The organism is Candidatus Poribacteria bacterium, assembly GCA_021295755.1.
Classification (GTDB): Bacteria; Poribacteria; WGA-4E; order WGA-4E; family PCPOR2b; genus PCPOR2b.
The window spans coordinates 24,486-42,622 of record JAGWBT010000020.1 but is presented as its reverse complement, the minus strand read 5'-3'; the positions used below and the strand labels follow the sequence as shown (position 1 = coordinate 42,622).

At 51.7% G+C, this 18,137-nt stretch carries 14 protein-coding genes and 1 pseudogene; 5 read left to right on the top strand and 10 right to left on the bottom strand.

From position 1 onward, the window contains the following. Positions 1-59: 59 nt before the first annotated feature. The 3 genes from J4G02_04310 to J4G02_04300 are packed head-to-tail and all read right to left on the bottom strand — an operon-like array spanning position 60 to position 2,992. A complete protein-coding gene (locus tag J4G02_04310; protein MCE2393809.1) occupies positions 60-1,049 on the bottom strand; it encodes a mannonate dehydratase in 990 nt (329 codons plus the stop codon). 39 nt (positions 1,050-1,088) lie between these two features. Beyond that, on the bottom strand, positions 1,089-2,606 hold the full coding sequence (locus tag J4G02_04305; GenBank protein ID MCE2393808.1) for a sulfatase: 1,518 nt from the start codon (positions 2,604-2,606) through the stop codon (positions 1,089-1,091). A 53-nt stretch (positions 2,607-2,659) separates the two neighbouring features. After that, entirely contained in the window at positions 2,660-2,992 is a 333-nt protein-coding gene (locus tag J4G02_04300) for a nucleoside triphosphate pyrophosphohydrolase family protein (GenBank protein ID MCE2393807.1), read from the bottom strand. Positions 2,993-3,182: 190 nt separating this feature from the next. Here J4G02_04300 and J4G02_04295 point away from each other — a divergent pair, with 190 nt between their 5' ends. Further along, positions 3,183-5,174 carry a sigma-70 family RNA polymerase sigma factor gene (locus tag J4G02_04295; GenBank protein ID MCE2393806.1) on the top strand — a complete coding sequence of 664 codons (1,992 nt, stop codon included), beginning with the start codon at positions 3,183-3,185 and terminating at the stop codon, positions 5,172-5,174. A gap of 29 nt (positions 5,175-5,203) precedes the next feature. Here J4G02_04295 and J4G02_04290 read toward each other — a convergent pair whose 3' ends face one another. Genes J4G02_04290 through J4G02_04280 form a run of 3 tightly spaced genes read right to left on the bottom strand, consistent with a single transcriptional unit; the run spans position 5,204 to position 9,092 of the window. Next, entirely contained in the window at positions 5,204-6,658 is a 1,455-nt protein-coding gene (locus J4G02_04290; GenBank protein MCE2393805.1) for a hypothetical protein, read from the bottom strand. Between the two features lie 50 nt (positions 6,659-6,708). After that, entirely contained in the window at positions 6,709-7,869 is a 1,161-nt protein-coding gene (locus J4G02_04285) for a mandelate racemase/muconate lactonizing enzyme family protein (protein MCE2393804.1), read from the bottom strand. 56 nt (positions 7,870-7,925) lie between these two features. Beyond that, positions 7,926-9,092 carry a Gfo/Idh/MocA family oxidoreductase gene (locus tag J4G02_04280; protein ID MCE2393803.1) on the bottom strand — a complete coding sequence of 389 codons (1,167 nt, stop codon included), beginning with the start codon at positions 9,090-9,092 and terminating at the stop codon, positions 7,926-7,928. Positions 9,093-9,267: 175 nt separating this feature from the next. On the opposite strand from J4G02_04280, the gene J4G02_04275 reads away from it, so the two are divergent. From J4G02_04275 to J4G02_04265, 3 genes are all read left to right on the top strand, one after another. Beyond that, positions 9,268-10,899, top strand: coding sequence for a hypothetical protein (locus tag J4G02_04275; protein MCE2393802.1), 1,632 nt, complete (start codon positions 9,268-9,270; stop codon positions 10,897-10,899). A 20-nt stretch (positions 10,900-10,919) separates the two neighbouring features. Next, positions 10,920-12,065, top strand: a complete 1,146-nt coding sequence (locus tag J4G02_04270; GenBank protein ID MCE2393801.1) for a mandelate racemase/muconate lactonizing enzyme family protein — start codon at positions 10,920-10,922, stop codon at positions 12,063-12,065. Positions 12,066-12,386: 321 nt separating this feature from the next. After that, positions 12,387-13,151, top strand: coding sequence for a phytanoyl-CoA dioxygenase family protein (locus J4G02_04265; protein ID MCE2393800.1), 765 nt, complete (start codon positions 12,387-12,389; stop codon positions 13,149-13,151). Between the two features lie 5 nt (positions 13,152-13,156). Here J4G02_04265 and J4G02_04260 read toward each other — a convergent pair whose 3' ends face one another. Together J4G02_04260 and J4G02_04255 are read right to left on the bottom strand one after the other, a co-directional pair. After that, positions 13,157-14,059: a GNAT family N-acetyltransferase gene (locus tag J4G02_04260; protein ID MCE2393799.1), complete on the bottom strand. Its 903-nt coding sequence runs from the start codon at positions 14,057-14,059 to the stop codon at positions 13,157-13,159. A gap of 66 nt (positions 14,060-14,125) precedes the next feature. Beyond that, a complete protein-coding gene (locus J4G02_04255) occupies positions 14,126-16,219 on the bottom strand; it encodes a hydantoinase/oxoprolinase family protein (protein ID MCE2393798.1) in 2,094 nt (697 codons plus the stop codon). 73 nt (positions 16,220-16,292) lie between these two features. On the opposite strand from J4G02_04255, the gene J4G02_04250 reads away from it, so the two are divergent. Next, complete coding sequence (locus J4G02_04250; GenBank protein MCE2393797.1) at positions 16,293-16,688, top strand: helix-turn-helix domain-containing protein; 396 nt, start codon at positions 16,293-16,295, stop codon at positions 16,686-16,688. 136 nt (positions 16,689-16,824) lie between these two features. On the opposite strand, the gene J4G02_04245 is transcribed toward J4G02_04250, so the two are convergent. Both J4G02_04245 and J4G02_04240 read right to left on the bottom strand, forming a co-directional pair. After that, complete coding sequence (locus J4G02_04245) at positions 16,825-17,169, bottom strand: nucleotidyltransferase domain-containing protein (GenBank protein ID MCE2393796.1); 345 nt, start codon at positions 17,167-17,169, stop codon at positions 16,825-16,827. A gap of 30 nt (positions 17,170-17,199) precedes the next feature. Beyond that, positions 17,200-18,117: pseudogene (locus J4G02_04240) on the bottom strand (AAA family ATPase). Positions 18,118-18,137 lie beyond the last annotated feature (20 nt).

Sequence of the window (18,137 nt, the reverse complement as noted above, 5' to 3'; positions counted from 1 at the left end):
CAAGCATAAAACTTGCTAAAGCAATCTGTATCCCAAGCATAAATGCTTGGGGCTTAGACCTAAAGGGTTTTTTGATAAACCGATTCACGCAGCCCTTTGATATAGCCGATGGCAAACAACCGTCCTAGCGATGAATACCCAGCGTGTTCGTTGCTATCCCCCTCCATCGTCGGCACATGATCGGGACGCAGCACGCCATTGAATCCAATATCCCGATATGCCTGTAGACACGCTAACATATCGGTTTTGCCATCGTCGTGGAAGGTCTCCTCAAATCGCTCCGGCGTTCCCTTCACATCACGCAAATGCACGAAAAAGATTTTGTCCTGATCCCCAAAATGACGGATAACCGACGGCAGATCGTCCGTCATCAGTGTAAAGTTGCCCTGACAGAGTGTTATCCCATTCACGGGACTCGGTACCAGATCAATCAGACGCTGATAGTTCTCCACGCTCCGCATAATCCGACCAATCCCCCGGATGGGAGAAAGCGGTGGGTCATCGGGATGCATCGCCAATTTGACATTCGCCTCTTCAGCGACCGGCACGACGCGCTCAAGGAAGTATTTCAGGTTATCCCACAACTGTTCCTCAGTCACAACCCCGTATTCGGTGTTTGGCTCGTCATGCATCCGTTCGTCGTCGTAGCCTGTAACGAGTGCACCGCCGCGAGTAGGTATCTCCGTGGAGGTACGCATCCAGTTGAACACCGCCATCCATTCATAACACCAGACCGGAATGCCCAACTTTCCCATATTGCGGATAAGTTCGCAGGCTGTCTCGATTTCTTCGTCATGTCCGGGCAATCCGAGTTTGGCTTTGTTCAACGGCGGACGACTCTCAAGGACAGCGAGCTCAAATCCCCCGTCTTCGTAAGCCTTTTTCACCCGTGAGAGTGAATTGTAACCCCACGGCCGTTCCTCTAGCGGTAGGTCTTCCGCGTCGTTTTGGGTGTCCATAGCGCCGACCGCATAATCGACGCCGCACTGCTTGACCATTTTCCACAACGGCGAGGGCTGTGGACCGAGCATTTCTGCAATCTGAATCATATACCTTTTCCTTTCTCAAAATCAGTGAACCAACACACGCTAGATGTCTGTGAATGGCGAACGCTCGAAACGGCAGTCCAGCTCGACAATCCGCGGATCCTCCTGTTCTGTCAGAACACCCATGAGTTGATCGGAAAGTTGTTGTCGGACCTCCCTATATTGAGCCTCCTCTGCAACGTTATTCAGGTAGTGCGGATCTACTCGCAGGTCGTAGAGTTCCTCCGCCGGGAACTTCCCAAATCCGATCTCAAATAACCTCTGCACCTGTGTCTCCGCACGGTGGTGAATCATCCACGCCTTCGTTGGACTGGCATCCATGTCAGGATAGACGAGTCTTGTGTCATCGCACAGATCGTCGAACGATGGTGGCACTGCGGTGGGATCGTCCAAACCTTTCGGATCGCCCATGGGCCAACGGTCGGGAGTGAAGTTGCGGATGTACAGGAAATCCTTCGTGCGGATGGCGCGTTGCGGATAGGGCAGATTTCCCTCTCGTGCCGTGCCAACATGCCGCTCTCGACCAGTAACAACGAACGTCCGTTCTGGGTCCACCTGCTCGTCTTGCGATGAGGTAAGTACATTTAGCAGACTTCGAGCTGTCATGTCGCTGTGGGGTTCAAGACCAGCAGCCTCCATGAAGGTCGGTGCCAGATCCATGAGGTTTACAAAGTCGTTTAGCGTTCTGCCGGCGGGGATATGTCCGGGCCAACGTGCTGCCAGAGCCACCTCGCAGCCGAGGTTATATAGGTTGCATTTGCCGCGTGGGAAGCCCGGAATGCCGTGATCGCCACTCACAACAATTAGTGTATTATCCAACTCCCCCAATTCTTCTAGGCGTTCCAGAAGTCCCCCAAGTCCAGCATCTACGGCGAGACATTCACCCAAGTAGTCGCAGACATCCTCGCGCACGTCGTGCACGTCCGGCAGAAAAGCGGGCAGCCGTCCTTTCAGGTCGTCCGGGTCTAATCCCCAGAGCGCCTTGCCAGACCCACGCTGCCATTTACGATGTGTGTTCGTGGGACCCCACCAGTAGCAGAACGGCGTATCCGGTGGACGTGCTTCCAGAAAGGCGTCGAAGTTTTGGCGCGATTCGTCGTAGAGGATCTGTTTCGCCCCCTCGACTCCGTGTTCGGGAACGTTTTCTGTAGCAACAAACGAAAACTCGCCGAACTTAGTTCCTGCGGGTGCGTAGCGCGTCCGGTCTGGTATCCCCGGCGACCACGCCTTGTAGGTATAACCGATATGGTAGCCTGCTTCTTCCAGCAGTAAGGGGTATGAGGGGATGGACGAATCCCAGACCGCTCCTTGGAGGATTGCGCCGCGTCCCGTCTGCCAGAAGTAGCGACCCGTGAGTATAGAACTCCGGCACGGTGTGCAGGAAGGTGCGGGTACAAAAGCGTTGGTGAACAGGGCCCCCTCACGTGCCACGCGGTCAAAGTTCGGCGTGTCCAGTAGGGCGTTAGGTGTATTATCCCCTTCAATCTGTCGATACGCACTGGCGTACCGGCCCCAGTCGTCGGCGAAAGCGAATAGGATGTTAGGACGTTTTTCGGGCATTCTTCTGTCTCCTTCGTTTAAATATTTGTCATAATTATTAAAATCGATCTGTTCTATCTATTATCACCAGATCCCCTAAGTTTACCCCTTTCTTGTCTGGAGGAAAGTTTGGTTATATTCGTTTCGGCTACTTCCTCTAAAGTCAAGCCTAGCTCTGTACAAATTTGTGTTAAGTACCAGAGTACATCACCGAGTTCGTTTTTTAACGATTGTCTGTCCTCTTCTGTGATTTGACCTTTCTGATCTCTGAAGATTTTCTTTATTTTTCCTGCAACCTCTCCCGCTTCATTCACTAGACCCATCGTCGGATATACAATCGGGTGATTCATCGGGATGATACCCCAAGTTTTTCTGGATTCAGTTTGATATGTGTTAAAATTTTTCATGTTTATAATACCTTTCCAGCGATGACATCTATTGAATTATGCCTCTCCTCACTTATCTTAGTCCAACAACGTGAGTAAGTCAAGGGACAATTTCAGTGGGGGTGAGGCAAAAGAACTACCACTGTCCTCCAAAAAAGTCGCTGACATTTTCGGTCATTTGGGTACATAATATAATGAAGGGGGTAACACATTGAAACAAGATGACGTACAAATCGTTCACGCCATCCGAGGTGGGGATTCCACAGCCTTTACAGCACTTGTTGAAAAACACAAAAAGGCGGTGTACGGCGTCATTTTGCCGAAAGTGCGGGACTTCCATCAAGCCCAAGATTTGACGTCGGAGACGTTTGTCACAGCGTATCTATCGATCGAATCCCTCGACGCACCGGAAAAAGTCGGGATGTGGCTGTGTGGGATCGCGCGGAATCTCGCTAACAAGTGGCTCTACCGGGAGAAGCGGGACGATTTGAGCGTTGAGAGGTTACTCGAAAACACCTGGGAATCAGCGCACAAAGCCCAACTCCTACACGTCAGCGCAGCGGAAAAAACGCCTGACGAAACTGCCGAACACGCAGAACTGCGTCAACTACTGTGGCGTTGCCTTATTTCGTTACCTGACATCTCTTCTGAGGTCCTAATTCTATCCTACATCCGCGAAATGAAGTCCGCTGAGATTGCACAGTTTCTAGGGATTTCACGGACAGCGGTTACCACACGATTGTCAGATGCACGCAAACGGTTGAAGAAAGAGATGATTCGTATGGTCGAAAACACGATTGAGAGCCAACCTTTGGCAGAAGACTTTACCGAACAGGTTGTCACAGAAGCGGTAAAACGGGGTGAGCGGTATCTTGCCGAAGGCAATTGGAAAAGTGCCCGTGAACAGTTCCAGCGCGCCGCAGACGTTCAAGCTGACTACGCCCCCGCATATCGAGGACTCGGTATGGTCGCACGGGAGATGATTGAGGAGCAACTTTCTTTCCCAGATGGAATGGTTGATAGCACGTTGATTGAAGAAGCGTGTACCGAACTCGCCTGTGCCTATCGACTCGGCGCACGGGACCCCGATACGGTTCGGGCACTAGCGCATCTGTACCATCAGTTTCAACGGTGTGAGGAATATGTGGACCTGCTTTGGAACTTTGCCATGACGACAGACGATTTCGACGCTGGCTTCGACGCCGGGTGCAGAAGTATTGCCGAGATGCAGGAGCCGTGCGTCGCTGACCACAAGCGATCAGTAAACGCCCACAAAACGCTGCTGAAGCGGTTTGACGGTCAGGCAACCCTTACCGACCAACTCGATTCATATCTCCACGTCTTTGATGCGTACCGCGAGGTCGGATGTGCTGCCGATTGGTTGGAACAGACCGAGCATCTAGTTGAGCAGATCGGTGATGAAATCACACTGATGCATCGCGCACTCTACACGCGTGAACGTGGTAAAATGTTGCGCGAATTGGGACGCTACTGGGAAGCGATTTATACCTTTGAAGCGTTCATCGACTGGCTCAAAAATACGGAGACAGTGGATCCAGAAAAGCAGGCGCTTCTCATTGGGGCACAGGGTGACTATCTCCATCTCGCACCGACCTATTATCAGCTTGGTGAACATCAAAAGGTGAAGGTGCTGCTTGCAGAAGCCGAAGCCAACCTTGAGAGTTACCTCATTGAGCGAGACACCGTGCTGGGGAGTATCACCGATGAAAGCGAGACAACGCGCAAACGGTTGGAGCAGATTTATCGAAACGCCGGAGGTTATCCTATGGGAGGCAGTGTGGCGGATATCCGTCGCTGGCTGAATCGGAAGTATTTCATAGCGATCCACATCGCCACGACGTGCCTCGCTCTGGGCTGCGCAGAGGTAGGGGAGGGTGAAGCTGCTATCCGCCTATTGCACCGCGCGGCGCAACATTGGGACCAACGCCGAGATTATATCGGGGAAAAGGTGATGGTGTGGTCGTCCGGGGGAAGAATCATGGCGTATCTGGCAGCGATGACCCTAAAATTCCGAAACGAACGCGGAGCAAGTCTCGAATATCTCAAGCGTGCTCACGAAGATCGGCGACGCGCAGCACGTGGTTCAATTAAGCGTTTTTTTGAGGAGGACGAAGCCTTCGAGTCCGTGCGGCATGACCCAGAATTTCTTGCAGTTGTGAATGCTCCGGTTGTTAGCCAGTAGCTTTCATCGTTTGAAATTCCCACAGGAGATCAGTCAAATGCAACGGAGAAGAGCTCCGCAGAGCGCAGTTTCACGTGTAGGACAATCGGTTTTCCCTCTGGTGCATTGATGTCCGACTGACCGTTCCACGTTACAACCTTGTCCGACCAATTGCCGGTGAGTGGATCGCAGTCGGAGGCAGAACGTCCCGCTACCCCTTCAATCCCGACCTCAATATTACCCGCCATCGGCGCACGGAAGCTCAGTCGGATCTGCCGACCTGACGGGAGAATCGGTACAGTCCAAAATTCGCCTTCGTTGTCGGTGGTCACCGCGCAGAGCCGGTCCTTCTGCCAGTATGCCCACCCCATGTTCGCTGCGGCAAAAATCGCGGGCCAACGTGGAAACTTGTGTGGGTAAGTCGTCCCGGAATAAGGAATAGCAACCTTGTCTGCCCCAAAGGGTTGTAGGTCTTTCCCTGTACCGATAAATTCGCAATCCCACTCCCCTAACTCGCCGGGTGTCAGAATAGGGCCACCGGGAATCTGATTCCACGCGATACCATCCTCACTTGAATAGAGCCGAACCTCACTACGTTCGGTGTAGCGGTGATAGAGCATTGGAATCATCAACTGATATTCCGGCAGTTCCGGATAGGGGCTATAGCCGTTCAAGTAGAAATCATAGTCCGGCGGATCATCAAGGCGGGGCCAGATAATAGGCACCACAGGCGTCCAGTGCATGAAATCCTCCGCTTCTGCCCGTCCGATCCAGCGCCGGCCGTTGCGCATCATACGGGTGTACATCACGTACCGTTCCAACGTCTCGTTCCACAAGACTGTGGTGTCGGTATCGCTTGGGTGCAACATAAACGGTTCAGGTAACGCTGTCCAGTTGACACCATCGGGCGAAGCAGCAGCGAACATTCCAAACCGCCGCTCTCCCGATATTCGATCATCCCGATGGCGCGGCTGGCGGTTGAAATATTCGGTGAGATGCGACTGGAACATGCCCTTTTCAAATTGGGCGCAATAGATGAACTTATAACGCTGGGATTCAGGGGCACGTGGATCGATGAAAAAGGTCATCCCGTCGAAGCCACGCTGGCCCGGTACATTGATTTCGCTGCGCGTCGGTTCGCCCCACTGATAGCCATCCCGCGATTTAATCCCACAGATAGCAACGGAGGTGATGGTATCGGTATGTGCCACCGATCCTGAACCCAACATTGAAACCCCATTTACCTCAATATACCATGTGCGATGCTGCTCTCCATCGAAGATGACGCGCCCCCAGCCTCCGTAACTTTCCATTTTCCCCGCTTTACGCGCCGGTTGCGCCTGCAGCCGGATGCCGCGTGGCACCAACCGAGGCTCCGCTCGCATGGAAACCTGTGGTTCGGGTGGCGTGCTGACTCGATAATGATCTCCCTCTGCCGTCAACCAAGCAACCGCTCCACACTGTATATCCCGCCAATCTGTAAACAGAATTTTCTTTCTTACCACCCTTGCCTCCTCAACACATAAACTGCAGCAAATTAAAAAGTACTAGCAAATCATGCACTAACTCGAATCGGGGCAGTCAGTCCCCAGCCCAAGAACCGGTGTGCTTCTTCTTCAATCACCTCGATCCCTAGCCCTGGGGTTGTCGGAACTGGGATGTGGCTATCTACCTGACCAAAAATCGGATCAGTGAGGTTCTCTCGAATCGGGTGGGGTGTCCGATCAAACTCCATAACAGATTGATTGATGTACGGTTCAGGACAGTCGGAGGGTGGGTTCGATGGCTGACAAGCCAACACGTGCAGTGTCGCTGACAGGCTAATACCAGTGCCCCAAAAGTGCGGATTGAAGTGGACGCCAAAGGCATTTGCCATGTGACCGAGCTTGAACATCTCTGACACTCCGCCGGCGATGGCGATGTCCGGCTGAATAATGTCAAACATACGGCTAGCGAGGCGTTCGGCAAACTCATACCGCGATTTTAGGCTTTCGCCACCGGCGATTGGCATTAACCCCAATTGTTGAACAAGCAGATTGCCCCCATCATTGTAAGATCCACACGGCTCTTCAAACCACATCAGGTCTGCGTCAGCAAGTTTTTGAGCCACCATAACAGCCGTTGTTGGGCTGTAAGCCTCGTTTGCGTCCACCATAAGATGTGTTTGCGGACCAAGCGCCTCACGAAGGTGATATACCCGCTCAATATCTTCATCAATTGGCTTGCCACCGATCTTCATTTTCATTCCCGTGAAGCCTGCCTCAGCGTATCCAAGCGCTTCTTCGGTCAAAGCATCTGGAAAATCGTCCTCCGTGTAGTAGAGTCCGGTGGCGTACACAGGTATGCGGTCACGTACACCACCGCCTAGCAACTCACACACCGGCAACCCGGCGACTTTTCCGGCAATATCCCACAGCGCCATGTCAAATGCGCTGATAGCAAGCGTCTGCGACCCTGCAAAACCGTGACCTTGATATCCAAGCTCATATAACATCTGCCACATTGTCTCTGTGCGTCGAGGATTTTTGCCGATAAGCAGTGGGGCGAGAAACTCCATTGCCCGTGCGTCACCACTTTCGCCCCAACCGTACGTCCCGTCATCAGCGGTGATCTTTACCACGGTTTGCATCCGTGCGTCTGTCCATCGCTGAGACCAGCCGAATGGTTTCGATAATTTTGCTTCAAGCGGATATATCTCGATTTGTTCAATCTTCATCAACTTTCCTTCCGTTATAGAGAGATCGACTTCCTAAGAAAATGGGTAGAGATTCCCTATCCCCGCCCGAGTCGCTGATCTTCTGCCGCCAGCCACTCGGTATAGTCACGGGGCATCGGTTCAGGTGGTGCTAAATCCTGTTCGCGTCGCCATCGGAGTAGTGGATGCTCAAGGCATTTTTGGGGTAGGTCAACCCGTTTCCCATACGCCGCCGATTCAAAAATTCCCATCATAATGTCCACGATGTGATGCCCCTCTGCACCGCTGCATTCGTGGTCTCGGTCTTGGTCTAAGGCGGAAACGTACTCTTCAACGAACCAGTAATCATCTAACTTGGCTGGACTTGAGCGATCATAGTGTTCCGGGTAGACAGGCTCCAACGGTTCCCATTGGTCAGGCTTCCCCTCTGGAATGTAGACAGGTTGAGACAGATGCCACGCGCCGCCTTTGATGAGCAGACACGCCGAACCGAATAGTTTGCCTTCGGTGCCGACGATTTCCATCACCGGATTCGTACCACCCGGAAAACGGTGCTGCAGCAGATTCGCAGTGACACCGTTGTCAAAGTGCAGCGTAGCGGTGATCGATTCTCCCGCAATCGTTCCCATACCCAGCGGTGACGGGACAACGTCTTCGGGCGTGATGGAATGACCATCGGTCAGCGCGACGGCGGAGACACTGCGACAATGTCCTGCAAACTTGAGCATATTGTTCAGTTGATGCGTACCGATGTTCATCAATCCCAAACCACCATAATAGGCTTTTCCACGACTATTGATGTAACGGAGTTCGCCAATCGCCCCTTTCGTGAACGCCTTGTGCATTGCCCGCATGAGTGCACCAACGCGCCCCTGATGATGTACAGCTACGCGAACCCCCTTCTCCTTTGCCTTCGCCATCACCGCAGTAGTGCCTTCAAGGTCAACGCACATCGGCTTTTCAACTTCAATATGGACGCCGTGTTCCAACACCCGCATACAGAGTGGATAATGGAACTCTGTTCCCGTCGGGATAGCGACAAGGTCGGGTTGGGTCCGAACAATCATCTCGTCCAAGTCAGTAAACCGGGCGGCTACACCCAACTCGTCGCCGAGGGTATCCAGTCGTTCCTGAACCAGATCGCACAATGCGACCACTTCGGTACGCGGATGGGCGTGATAGGCGCGACTTGCGGCGGTACCCCGTCCGCGACAGCCTAAAATTGCGACACGATAGGTTTCCATACGACCTCCTGAATCCGTTGAGGAGTTTCACTGTTGGATCATTATCCCCACGCTTTCGTCCTTGACGTTGACCGCGGGTAATGGTATATTAGACCGTGTGTCTATTGTATACGGTTTGGGATATTAATTCAACCGGATTATCACCGTCCGATCTTCTTCGCGCATCTAATCCCTTTTGCCACGAATAAGATTTCAACCCTCTAAAACACAGCTTATTATCTTCGGCGTAATTGTCATCCTCCTCGTCCTGATTGCGCTGATTTATCGTAGGACGTCTCTCTGGGAGCCGGACCAGCGTCTCCTTGCCCTCCTCCCCAATGCCCCGATCTGTTATGTCAGCGTGAAGGACCTTGGAAGTTTCGTCGAAACCTTCCAACGGAGCGAATTTGGGAAGCGGACTGGGCAGATGCCTATCCTTGCAGAGATCCGAAGGGAACTCTGGTGGCGAAGACTTATGTATCAGAAGCAGCGGTGGGAATTGGAAATGGGGGGCAAATTAGACCTCAAGCGGCTTCAAGGATATCTAGGCGAAGAAACGATTTTGAGTGTTTATAATCGAGGCGGCAAAATTTCATTTCTGCTCGTCAGCGCGCTTGGAGCGCAGCAGAAACTGGAGGTTGCGACACTCACAGCGACAGCCCCCGTCAATCCCAAATATAAACGGCTGAAAGAGAGTTATAGACAGCTGGACATCAACACCATCACAGGTTATCCGGAAGATTTTAGCTATGCCTTTATTGGTAAGATTGGTCTGTTGGCAACAGATAAATCTTTGATTCAGGATACAGTTGACATCTACGCCAAACAGCAGCAGAGCTTTACCGCACTAGCGATGACGGGAGACTATCTGGGCAAACAGTATGATGCTGCTCGTAACACTATTTATGTCAATCCAGCCAAACTTATTAAAATTGTTAAGTTTGACCAACCCCTCAAATCATTATTACAGGGGACCGATGTGTGGACGTTCAGCAATCGCTACGAGAATGGTGTTATCTACTCACAACACCGAATGATTAGGAACACCAATTCGCACCCCCGACAACCCTCACGACCGGCAGACGAAAAACTGTTTTCGATCCTTCCCGCAACAACCGCATTCCTGATTACAGGCAACGGCACAAATCTCATAGGGTTGTGGCAACAGATGAAAACCAATTTGTCCTTAAAATATCAGCGAAATGGTATTGATTTATCGCGCCATCTTGAAGCTAGAACTGCGCTGGCACTGTTCCCTCCCCCGGCGGGTGTCCCTGCGTTTGTGCCTTCGGTACTCCTGATTTGTCCAATTCAGGACCGGGCGAACTTAGAAGCCGCTTTAACAAAACTTAAACGAAATAAGATTTCTATCAACGGTAAACCACTTCGATTTTCGGCTCCAATAAAGTACCAAGGGATTGAATTACAACCGATACAACTCCAATTCGGTTTAATCTTCGGTCTAAAGGGCGGATATGCGCTCCTCAATGATTACTGGGTCATCGGCACAACGCTCGGCGGGGTGAAGTCTGCTATCGACGCCTTTACCGGAAAGAAGGTTGCACTCGCTCACACAAAAATGTCCGCCCCCTTAAATCGCCCCAGCCACAGCCATATCCAGATTCAGCCAAGTCTTTTGATTCCAGAATTGAAGCGTCTGCCTCCGGTTGCTGCCTTGCTACTTTCACAACTGATAGATCCAAAACAGATTCGACGCATAACGGATAACATATCTCCACTGGAAGCCCTTGGATTAATCACTGCTAGCATCAATTTCAACGATGATTTTGTCGATGCCGAAATTCAGATTATCTTGGAGGAAAAGTAAAGGAACCGCTGAAAGTTACTATGGAAAATAAGGAAATCAAAATTACAGATATCGAAAGCGAGCTCTACGAATGGGATAAACCGCCAATCTGGAACGGTCTGCACGTCTATGACAAAGGACGACTTCATCTGGTGCGCGTGCGAGCAAGGAACGGAAGAGAAGAGATTATTGGCTACGGCTTCAATGGAGGTACAGCAGCGACACGACCGCTTCAGATATTCCCAATGTATGTCGACGAGTTTAGGCCACAGTTGATAGGGAAGTCCCCCATAGATACCGCGTATGTGTCTCAATTGGCAGATAATATTAAGATATATGGTCCGGGTGGTTATCACACACAGGTACTCGCTGCAATTAACCAAGCATGTTGGGATATCAAGGGGAAGGTTGCGGGAAAGTCAGTTCACCAGTTACTCGATGGCCAACAGCGCCGGATTCGCGCCTATATCGCCGGTGGATACTACGGTAGAGGTAAAGGGCTTGATGAGTTGAGGGAGGAGATGGACCGTAACGTCAACGAATTTCTGGCAACTGCGGTCAAGATGAAGATTGGGGACAGAAACGCGGGATTCGACACTGACATCAAACGGATAGAAGCAGTGCGGCAGCAGATTGGACCGGATACTACCTTGATGGTAGACGCCAATTGCGCTCTGACTGTTGAGCGAGCGATGGCGTTTCTCCCCGTGCTGAAAGCAAACGATATTTTCTGGTTTGAAGAACCAATCTCTAGCCACGATTACCGGGGACATAAGGAATTGGCGGCAGTCGCTAAAGATTACGATGTCCTGATCTCAACGGGTGAAAACGGCTACGGTGTTCATCACTTTCAAACGTTAATTGATTATCAGGGAGCAGATGTTTTCAATATCGATGTCGCGATCCTAGCAGGCTATGAACCCGCTTTAGCGGTGGTGGAAGAATCTGCAGCCCATCAAAAGTTGATTGCGCCCCATGGGGCGCAGGAACTGCAGGTGCATATTGCAGCGGCACGTCAAAACGGCTTGATGCTTGAGTATTATCCGCCTGCTGTGGATCCGTTACGGGGTGAAATCTTTCTCCCGCAAATGTCATTGGAAAAGGATGGATACGTGACGGTGCCGGAGAGACCGGGCATCGGCTTTGAGCCGAACATGGCTCTCCTTGAGCAACATCGCGTTGGGTGAGTCGCGATTCGGAGGGTACGCCCCCTACCGTGTTGGCTGCGGATGTCCCGATGAATCGGGATTTCGCTTACGCTCAACTTGCAGTTCATCAACGAGCAACTTACGTTACAATGAGGGGCTTGTGTCGATAAATAAAGTGTCCGGGCGGGTTGTTAAACTAGCAAGAACGAAAACTATAGTGAATCGGAGAAATAAGTAGACATTTACCAATAACGCGAAGTCTCCAAAGTCCCCCTGATAAGGGGGATTTAGGGGGTTGGCTGTGCATTGGAAGTATCTAAATAATTCTAAAATCTACTATAAACATACAAGGGGACTCAGATGAGTTTAACGGAGAAACAGAAAGCGGATTATGAACGCGATGGATTTGTGATTTATGGACCTTTGTTGTCAGAGGAAATATTAGAAGCCTTGCGTGAGCGGATGGATGCCCTAGCGGATGGATCACATCCCAATGCGGAGAAGGCGGGAATACGGCTGGAAGCCGCCGCCCAGAGGGGTGAACTTGAGAATGTGCCTCGTCGTGACAAGGTCTGGCAACTCTTGGATCCCCATCGTTACGATGAAGTAGTTTTTGACCATGCCAGCAACCCGAAAATCCTAGACATCGTTGAGAAGCTGCTTGGTACGGAGGACATCAAACTCTTCCACACCCAGACCCTGATGAAACCTGCTTTCCACGGTTCGATTGTTTCTTGGCATCAGGATTCGGCTTACTGGACTTCTGTGGATCCGCCGACACTTGTGAGTTGCTGGACAGCGTTGGACGATGCAACAGAAGAGAACGGTTGTGTGCGGTTGCTCCCCGGCAGTTACAAGAAAGGGATTTGGCCCCATGAGCGGCAGGATTTCCTGCACGCCCAAGGTATAGACGAATCAGCAGCGGTGCCAGTGGTGCTGAAGGCTGGCGGTTGTAGTTTTCATCACAGTTTGACCGTCCACGGCAGTGGCGAAAATCGGACGCCGCATCGCCGTCGGGGGCTTGCAACTAGTTACATGCGAGCGGATTCCAAATGGGTTGGCGATCCAGATCAAAAGCGGGACTTTCCGCTCTTGCGGGGTAGGGAGTACCCCGGATGTGTTTGAACGGATTAAATGGTAAACCAGGCGGTGTAAATGTGAAAGCCAAGGTTTTCATATAGATTCACCGCTGCTGTTCGATAAAACTGGGTGCCAATCTCCGTCACGGCGATACCCCGGTCATGTAGGTAATTCAAAGAACTAACCATCAGCGCTCTCCCGAGTCCGACGCCTCTGTGGTCTTCATGGACGCCTGTCCAACCGATGACGCCGGGGAACGTTCCGCCAATCTGTTTTCGCTCATGCAGAACGATGCCCGCGCAGATACCGACAGATTCTCCATCCTTTTCGGCAAAGAAGAATCCCTCCGGAGCAAAATCTAGTTTCTTGTTGACACCCGAGAAAGTTTGGGTCCAGAACTCCTCTGGTGTCGATGAACTGCCAAACACCACATTCTTGACATCCGCCCAAGTTTGCTCATCGCCTTCTCGAAATGTTCGCAGTCTATACCCCGCTTTGATCGGCGGCGGTTGAGGCGTATAGTTCCGCATGTCGAGCCGTAGGATAAGGTGGTCATGTTCAACTTCAATCCCGTCTTGTTCAAAGTCGCTCAACATCTCACGATACGGGGCATCCAGCCAGTTCGCCACACCAATCTGCTTTGCGCCTTTATCTTTGAGGTATTTGATACATGCCCGCATCGGGGGAAGGCTGTGGCATTCGCCCCGGAAGTTGTCGGGTACACCCGCCCAACGAATTTCTCCCAACCCCTCCTCCACCATAGAACTATATGCGAAACTGACTAACTTGCCATTCCTAGAACCGAGCGCGAAGGAACCCGACTGTTTCAGTGAGTCCAAATCAGTCGGGGTAAGTAGCTCAAATCCGTGCACATTGTCGTAAGCCTCATTTATCAAGGATAGCGCTGCGTCTCGATTCTCTATGTTTAGTTCTTCGACAGTTAAGTAACTCATTTTGTGCCCTTATCGTTTTTGTAGTGATGAATCCAACGTAAAGTGGAGAAAGCGAGATGCTCCTTTTCACACTGCCATATCAATGACTACATTTCCCCATTCATCTCGCCGTGCGGTGCAACGTGGTGGCACCAGAATTGTTGTGTCATACTCTTCGACAATGAACGGCCCATCTTCAGATTTGCTGCCTAACCCCTCACGAGATAACACCGGCACCTCAAGCCAGCCGGTCTCCCCACCAAAGTAACAACGCCGGTTTGAGGTTAAAAATTGAGAGCTTGAAGGTTGGAGATATGAGAACTGGGATCTGGCAGTCGGGATGGTGGCGGTCAAGCGCAGGTTGACAACCTCTATTGGGTCATCAGGGGCGCGATGGCCGTAGGTACGTTCGTGATCGGCGGCAAACCGTTCACCTAATGTATGGAAGAACTGCGGCTGTCCGATATTTGCCTCAACGATGGGCAGCGTCAGTTCGGACGATTGTCCCGCATAGCGCAGATCTACCGCACGCTGCAAGACGACCTGTGCAGCGTTTTCTCCCTCTGCCATCAATCCCTCTCGCGCCGAGACTTCCAATCGTCCCAATGTCTCTTTGAAATCATCTATGTCCAGTTCAGAGAGCAAACGCTTGTAGGTCTGGACGAGGTGATAGGCGATGTCTGCGTAGAGCAATCCGAACGCACTGAAGAGTCCGGGAGAGGGAGGAACCAGGATGCGCCTCATACCGAGCGATTCTGCCAATTCTGTCGCATGTAGGGGACCGTTGCCGCCGAAAGCACACAGCACAAACTCGCGTGGGTCGCGTCCGCGCTCTAATGATACGGCTCGTGCCGCCCGCGCCATATTCGCCGCGGCGATACGATAGACACCATGAGCAGCGTCAGGCATGCTCAAGTTGAGTGGGACAGCAATTTTGTCGTGCAGGGTTTGATGCGCTTTTTCTGCGTTCAGTGGGAGCGCACCGCCTGCGAGATGCTCTGGATTGAGGTAACCGAGCACCACATTGGCATCGGTGAGCGTCGGTTCTTCTCCGCCCAACGCATAACATGCGGGACCAGGGACCGCACCCGCGCTTTGTGGACCGACCCGTAGTGCCCCACCCGTGTCCAGATACACGATGCTTCCACCGCCCGCACCGACCTCAGCAATGTCAATCGCGGGTACACGCAACGGATAGCCTCCTCCTTTGCTCAAACGGGTGCCGACCGAGACACCCCCGCCGACTTGGTATTCCGGCGAGTGCAGGATCTGCCTATCTTCGATTAGCGATGCCTTTGCCGTAGTGCCGCCCATGTCGAGCGTCAAAACATTCGTTAAACCGACACGTTCTGCAAGCGTGAGTGAGGCGATGACCCCCGCCGCCGGTCCTGATTCGATGATATGGATGGGTATCTCGGCAGCGGATTCAGCGGACATGACCCCGCCGTTAGACTGCATGACATAGAGCGGGAACGCGTCATCTGTGTAAGTTAGCTGTTGGTTCAGTCGGTCGGATAGCGAGTGTAGATAGCGATTGACGACGGGTTGTAGGTAAGCGTTGATAACGGTTGTGCTTGTTCGCTCATACTCTTTGATTTCGGGCAGGACATCACAGGACAGGGAAACGGGTAGGTCTGGTGCTAACTCGTGGATGAGTTCACCCAACTGCCGCTCGTGATCAGGATTGATGTAGGCGTTGATGAGGCAAACCGCAAGGGATTCAATGTTTTGTGCCAGCATCCATCGAATCACCTCCCGTGCCCCTTTGATATCCAACGGCTGCACGATTTCACCGTTCGCACCAATGCGTTCCGCAATCTCGCGCCGTAAACGTCTTGACGCCAATGGGATCGGCTTCTCCCACGTCAAATCGTACAGACGAGGGTAGCGTAGGCGTCCAATTTCAAGCACGTCCCGGAAGCCCTTTGTTGTGATAAGACCAGTCAAAGCGCCTTTACGTTCCAAAATCGTGTTGGTCGCCACCGTTGTGCCGTGCACGACTTCGGCGATTTGACGCGGCAGCAACGGTGGCAATCCTGTAGCTATGCCTTCTGCGTAATTGTCTGGTGTGGAGGGCACTTTTTGCGTCAGCACTGTGCCATCGTCCCCTATCAGGACGATGTCGGTGAAGGTGCCGCCGATGTCAACGCCGAGGCGGTATATCTTTTGGGTTGAATTCATTCTAGTAGTTCCTTATGCATCGACCGGTCATCCCTTCTGAAACGGCGCTGAACTTATCTGCGTTGGTATCTACATGGACACCAAACTAACGGTCAATCAAGCCGCTCGAAAACTGAATCTTTCATCTAAGAATGTCAGGCGCTGGCTCAAAAGTGGCAAACTAAACGGCGAAAAGGTAGACGGGAAATGGTACGTTCAAGTCGATAGCACATTTGAACACTATCTAAACCCTAATGTCCAGATGGATACTCAGCTAGCCCTTGAACACTTGCAGGATGAAACAAGACACTTGCGAGAATTATTAGCCAACCGAGACAACCAAATTGAGGCCATGAATCAGCATATAGAGCGTCTTTCTCAACTGTTAGCTGTCTCTCACAGATCGATCCAACAGGTTACGGATCAGGTCCAACTCTTGATAGAAGATAATCGAAAGCCATCTTTCTGGAAACGCTTGTTTGGCCGTTAATTATCGGTTCGATTGCCTACATTGACCAGTGGATCGTGGCAACTGTCTGAATTGGGATTTACAGGATTTTAGGATTCTCAGGATCTTCGTCCCCAATGCTCGATGAGCCACTTCTGCCTTTTCAAACCCTGGCCACTCAGGCTGCACGTCTTTCATACAACACTTCTCCTTCTTTCAGAACCTTGTGAATAAATGAATACGGGTCATTGCGCTGCGCGGCGAGGGCTTCGGGGGAGCGGGTAATGACATCAACGGGCAGAACAAAACGCTCGGCAATCGCCCGACGAACTGGATTACCGCGTTGCGACCGCCCTGCATCATTACGCAGCACAACCAATAGATCCACATCGCTGTGCTCGCCAACCTCCCCGCGAGCATGACTGCCGAAGAGTATGATCTGTTCCGGGTTAAAGCGTTCAACGATCAGTTGTGTTATGGCTTGGATAGTGTTTTGGTCAATATGAGTTTCAATAGTACTCATGTTCTATATTGCGTTCTCCTAAATGGATACTCAGATCAGTTCTTGTATCTTCTGCCGAAAGTAGCAGAAACTGGGCGATTTGTTAACCTCAACGTTCATGTGTGGGGTGATGTGTTCCGCCCATGCTGATTTTTCCCTGCCAACCGATCTCCACCCCTCCTTTCTCAGTCTGTTTGCGCCGCCTTCGAATACTGCATCGGCAAGACGCTCCCATGTGCCGCAAATTGAGTCGTTTTCATAACTATTCAATAAGTCGTCTCTGGCATCCGGAGTGAAGTAACTCAGATGCCAACCTTCGATGAAACGGCGAAAGGCAGAAATTCGCGGGTGTTGTTTTAAGGCACCGAGGGTAGCAATACCGAGCTTACGCAGGTCCTCCAATTCGATAGTCTCGGTCTCGTTAGGTTCCTCTGCTCTTATTGACTCTATGAAGAGATCTAGTTGCTCCATTTTTTCATCTTCTTCGTTAATCTCACGTCCCTCCTGTTCCCCTTTCCATGCCACACCTTTGCCACCATTGAGAAATAAAAAAGAGAGCGGTTACTGCCCACGCTTTTGACCTTTTCGTCTCTGTCTGAGGCGTTCCTGTTGGACGTAAGGGCGTCCAGACCCGTCTATCGCTATGTCAATCTGGTATGTAATGGGCCGTACATTCCCGTGTTCTCTGTAGTACACCTCGAACTCAATGGGGCCTGTTTCCCCTTGTGTCTGTATTTTCTCGAAGCCGCCGCGCCCTCGTGCATCGCAGGCTTCCTCGACACCGGACTTGAGGGCATCAGCAAGGAACCCAAAAGCATCAAATAGGGCACTTTTCCTGACCCCGTTCTTGCCAATAACCGCCGTCATGGGGGTGAGCGGTTGTTTTTGATATTCGTTCCCTAGGCGGCCCAGTGTCACATCCTTGAGTGCCTTAAAGTTTCTGACTCTGAATCCTTCTATCCTCGCCATTTTACAGTCCTCATTTCATA

Coding starts and splice junctions, on each gene's coding strand:
- J4G02_04310 (MCE2393809.1), bottom strand. CDS start 1,049: ATGATTCAGATTGCAGAAATGCTCGGTCCACAGCCCTCGCCGTTGTGG.
- J4G02_04305 (MCE2393808.1), bottom strand. CDS start 2,606: ATGCCCGAAAAACGTCCTAACATCCTATTCGCTTTCGCCGACGACTGG.
- J4G02_04300 (MCE2393807.1), bottom strand. CDS start 2,992: ATGAAAAATTTTAACACATATCAAACTGAATCCAGAAAAACTTGGGGT.
- J4G02_04285 (MCE2393804.1), bottom strand. CDS start 7,869: ATGAAGATTGAACAAATCGAGATATATCCGCTTGAAGCAAAATTATCG.
- J4G02_04280 (MCE2393803.1), bottom strand. CDS start 9,092: ATGGAAACCTATCGTGTCGCAATTTTAGGCTGTCGCGGACGGGGTACC.
- J4G02_04270 (MCE2393801.1), top strand. CDS start 10,920: ATGGAAAATAAGGAAATCAAAATTACAGATATCGAAAGCGAGCTCTAC.
- J4G02_04265 (MCE2393800.1), top strand. CDS start 12,387: ATGAGTTTAACGGAGAAACAGAAAGCGGATTATGAACGCGATGGATTT.
- J4G02_04260 (MCE2393799.1), bottom strand. CDS start 14,059: ATGAGTTACTTAACTGTCGAAGAACTAAACATAGAGAATCGAGACGCA.
- J4G02_04255 (MCE2393798.1), bottom strand. CDS start 16,219: ATGAATTCAACCCAAAAGATATACCGCCTCGGCGTTGACATCGGCGGC.
- J4G02_04250 (MCE2393797.1), top strand. CDS start 16,293: ATGGACACCAAACTAACGGTCAATCAAGCCGCTCGAAAACTGAATCTT.
- J4G02_04245 (MCE2393796.1), bottom strand. CDS start 17,169: ATGAGTACTATTGAAACTCATATTGACCAAAACACTATCCAAGCCATA.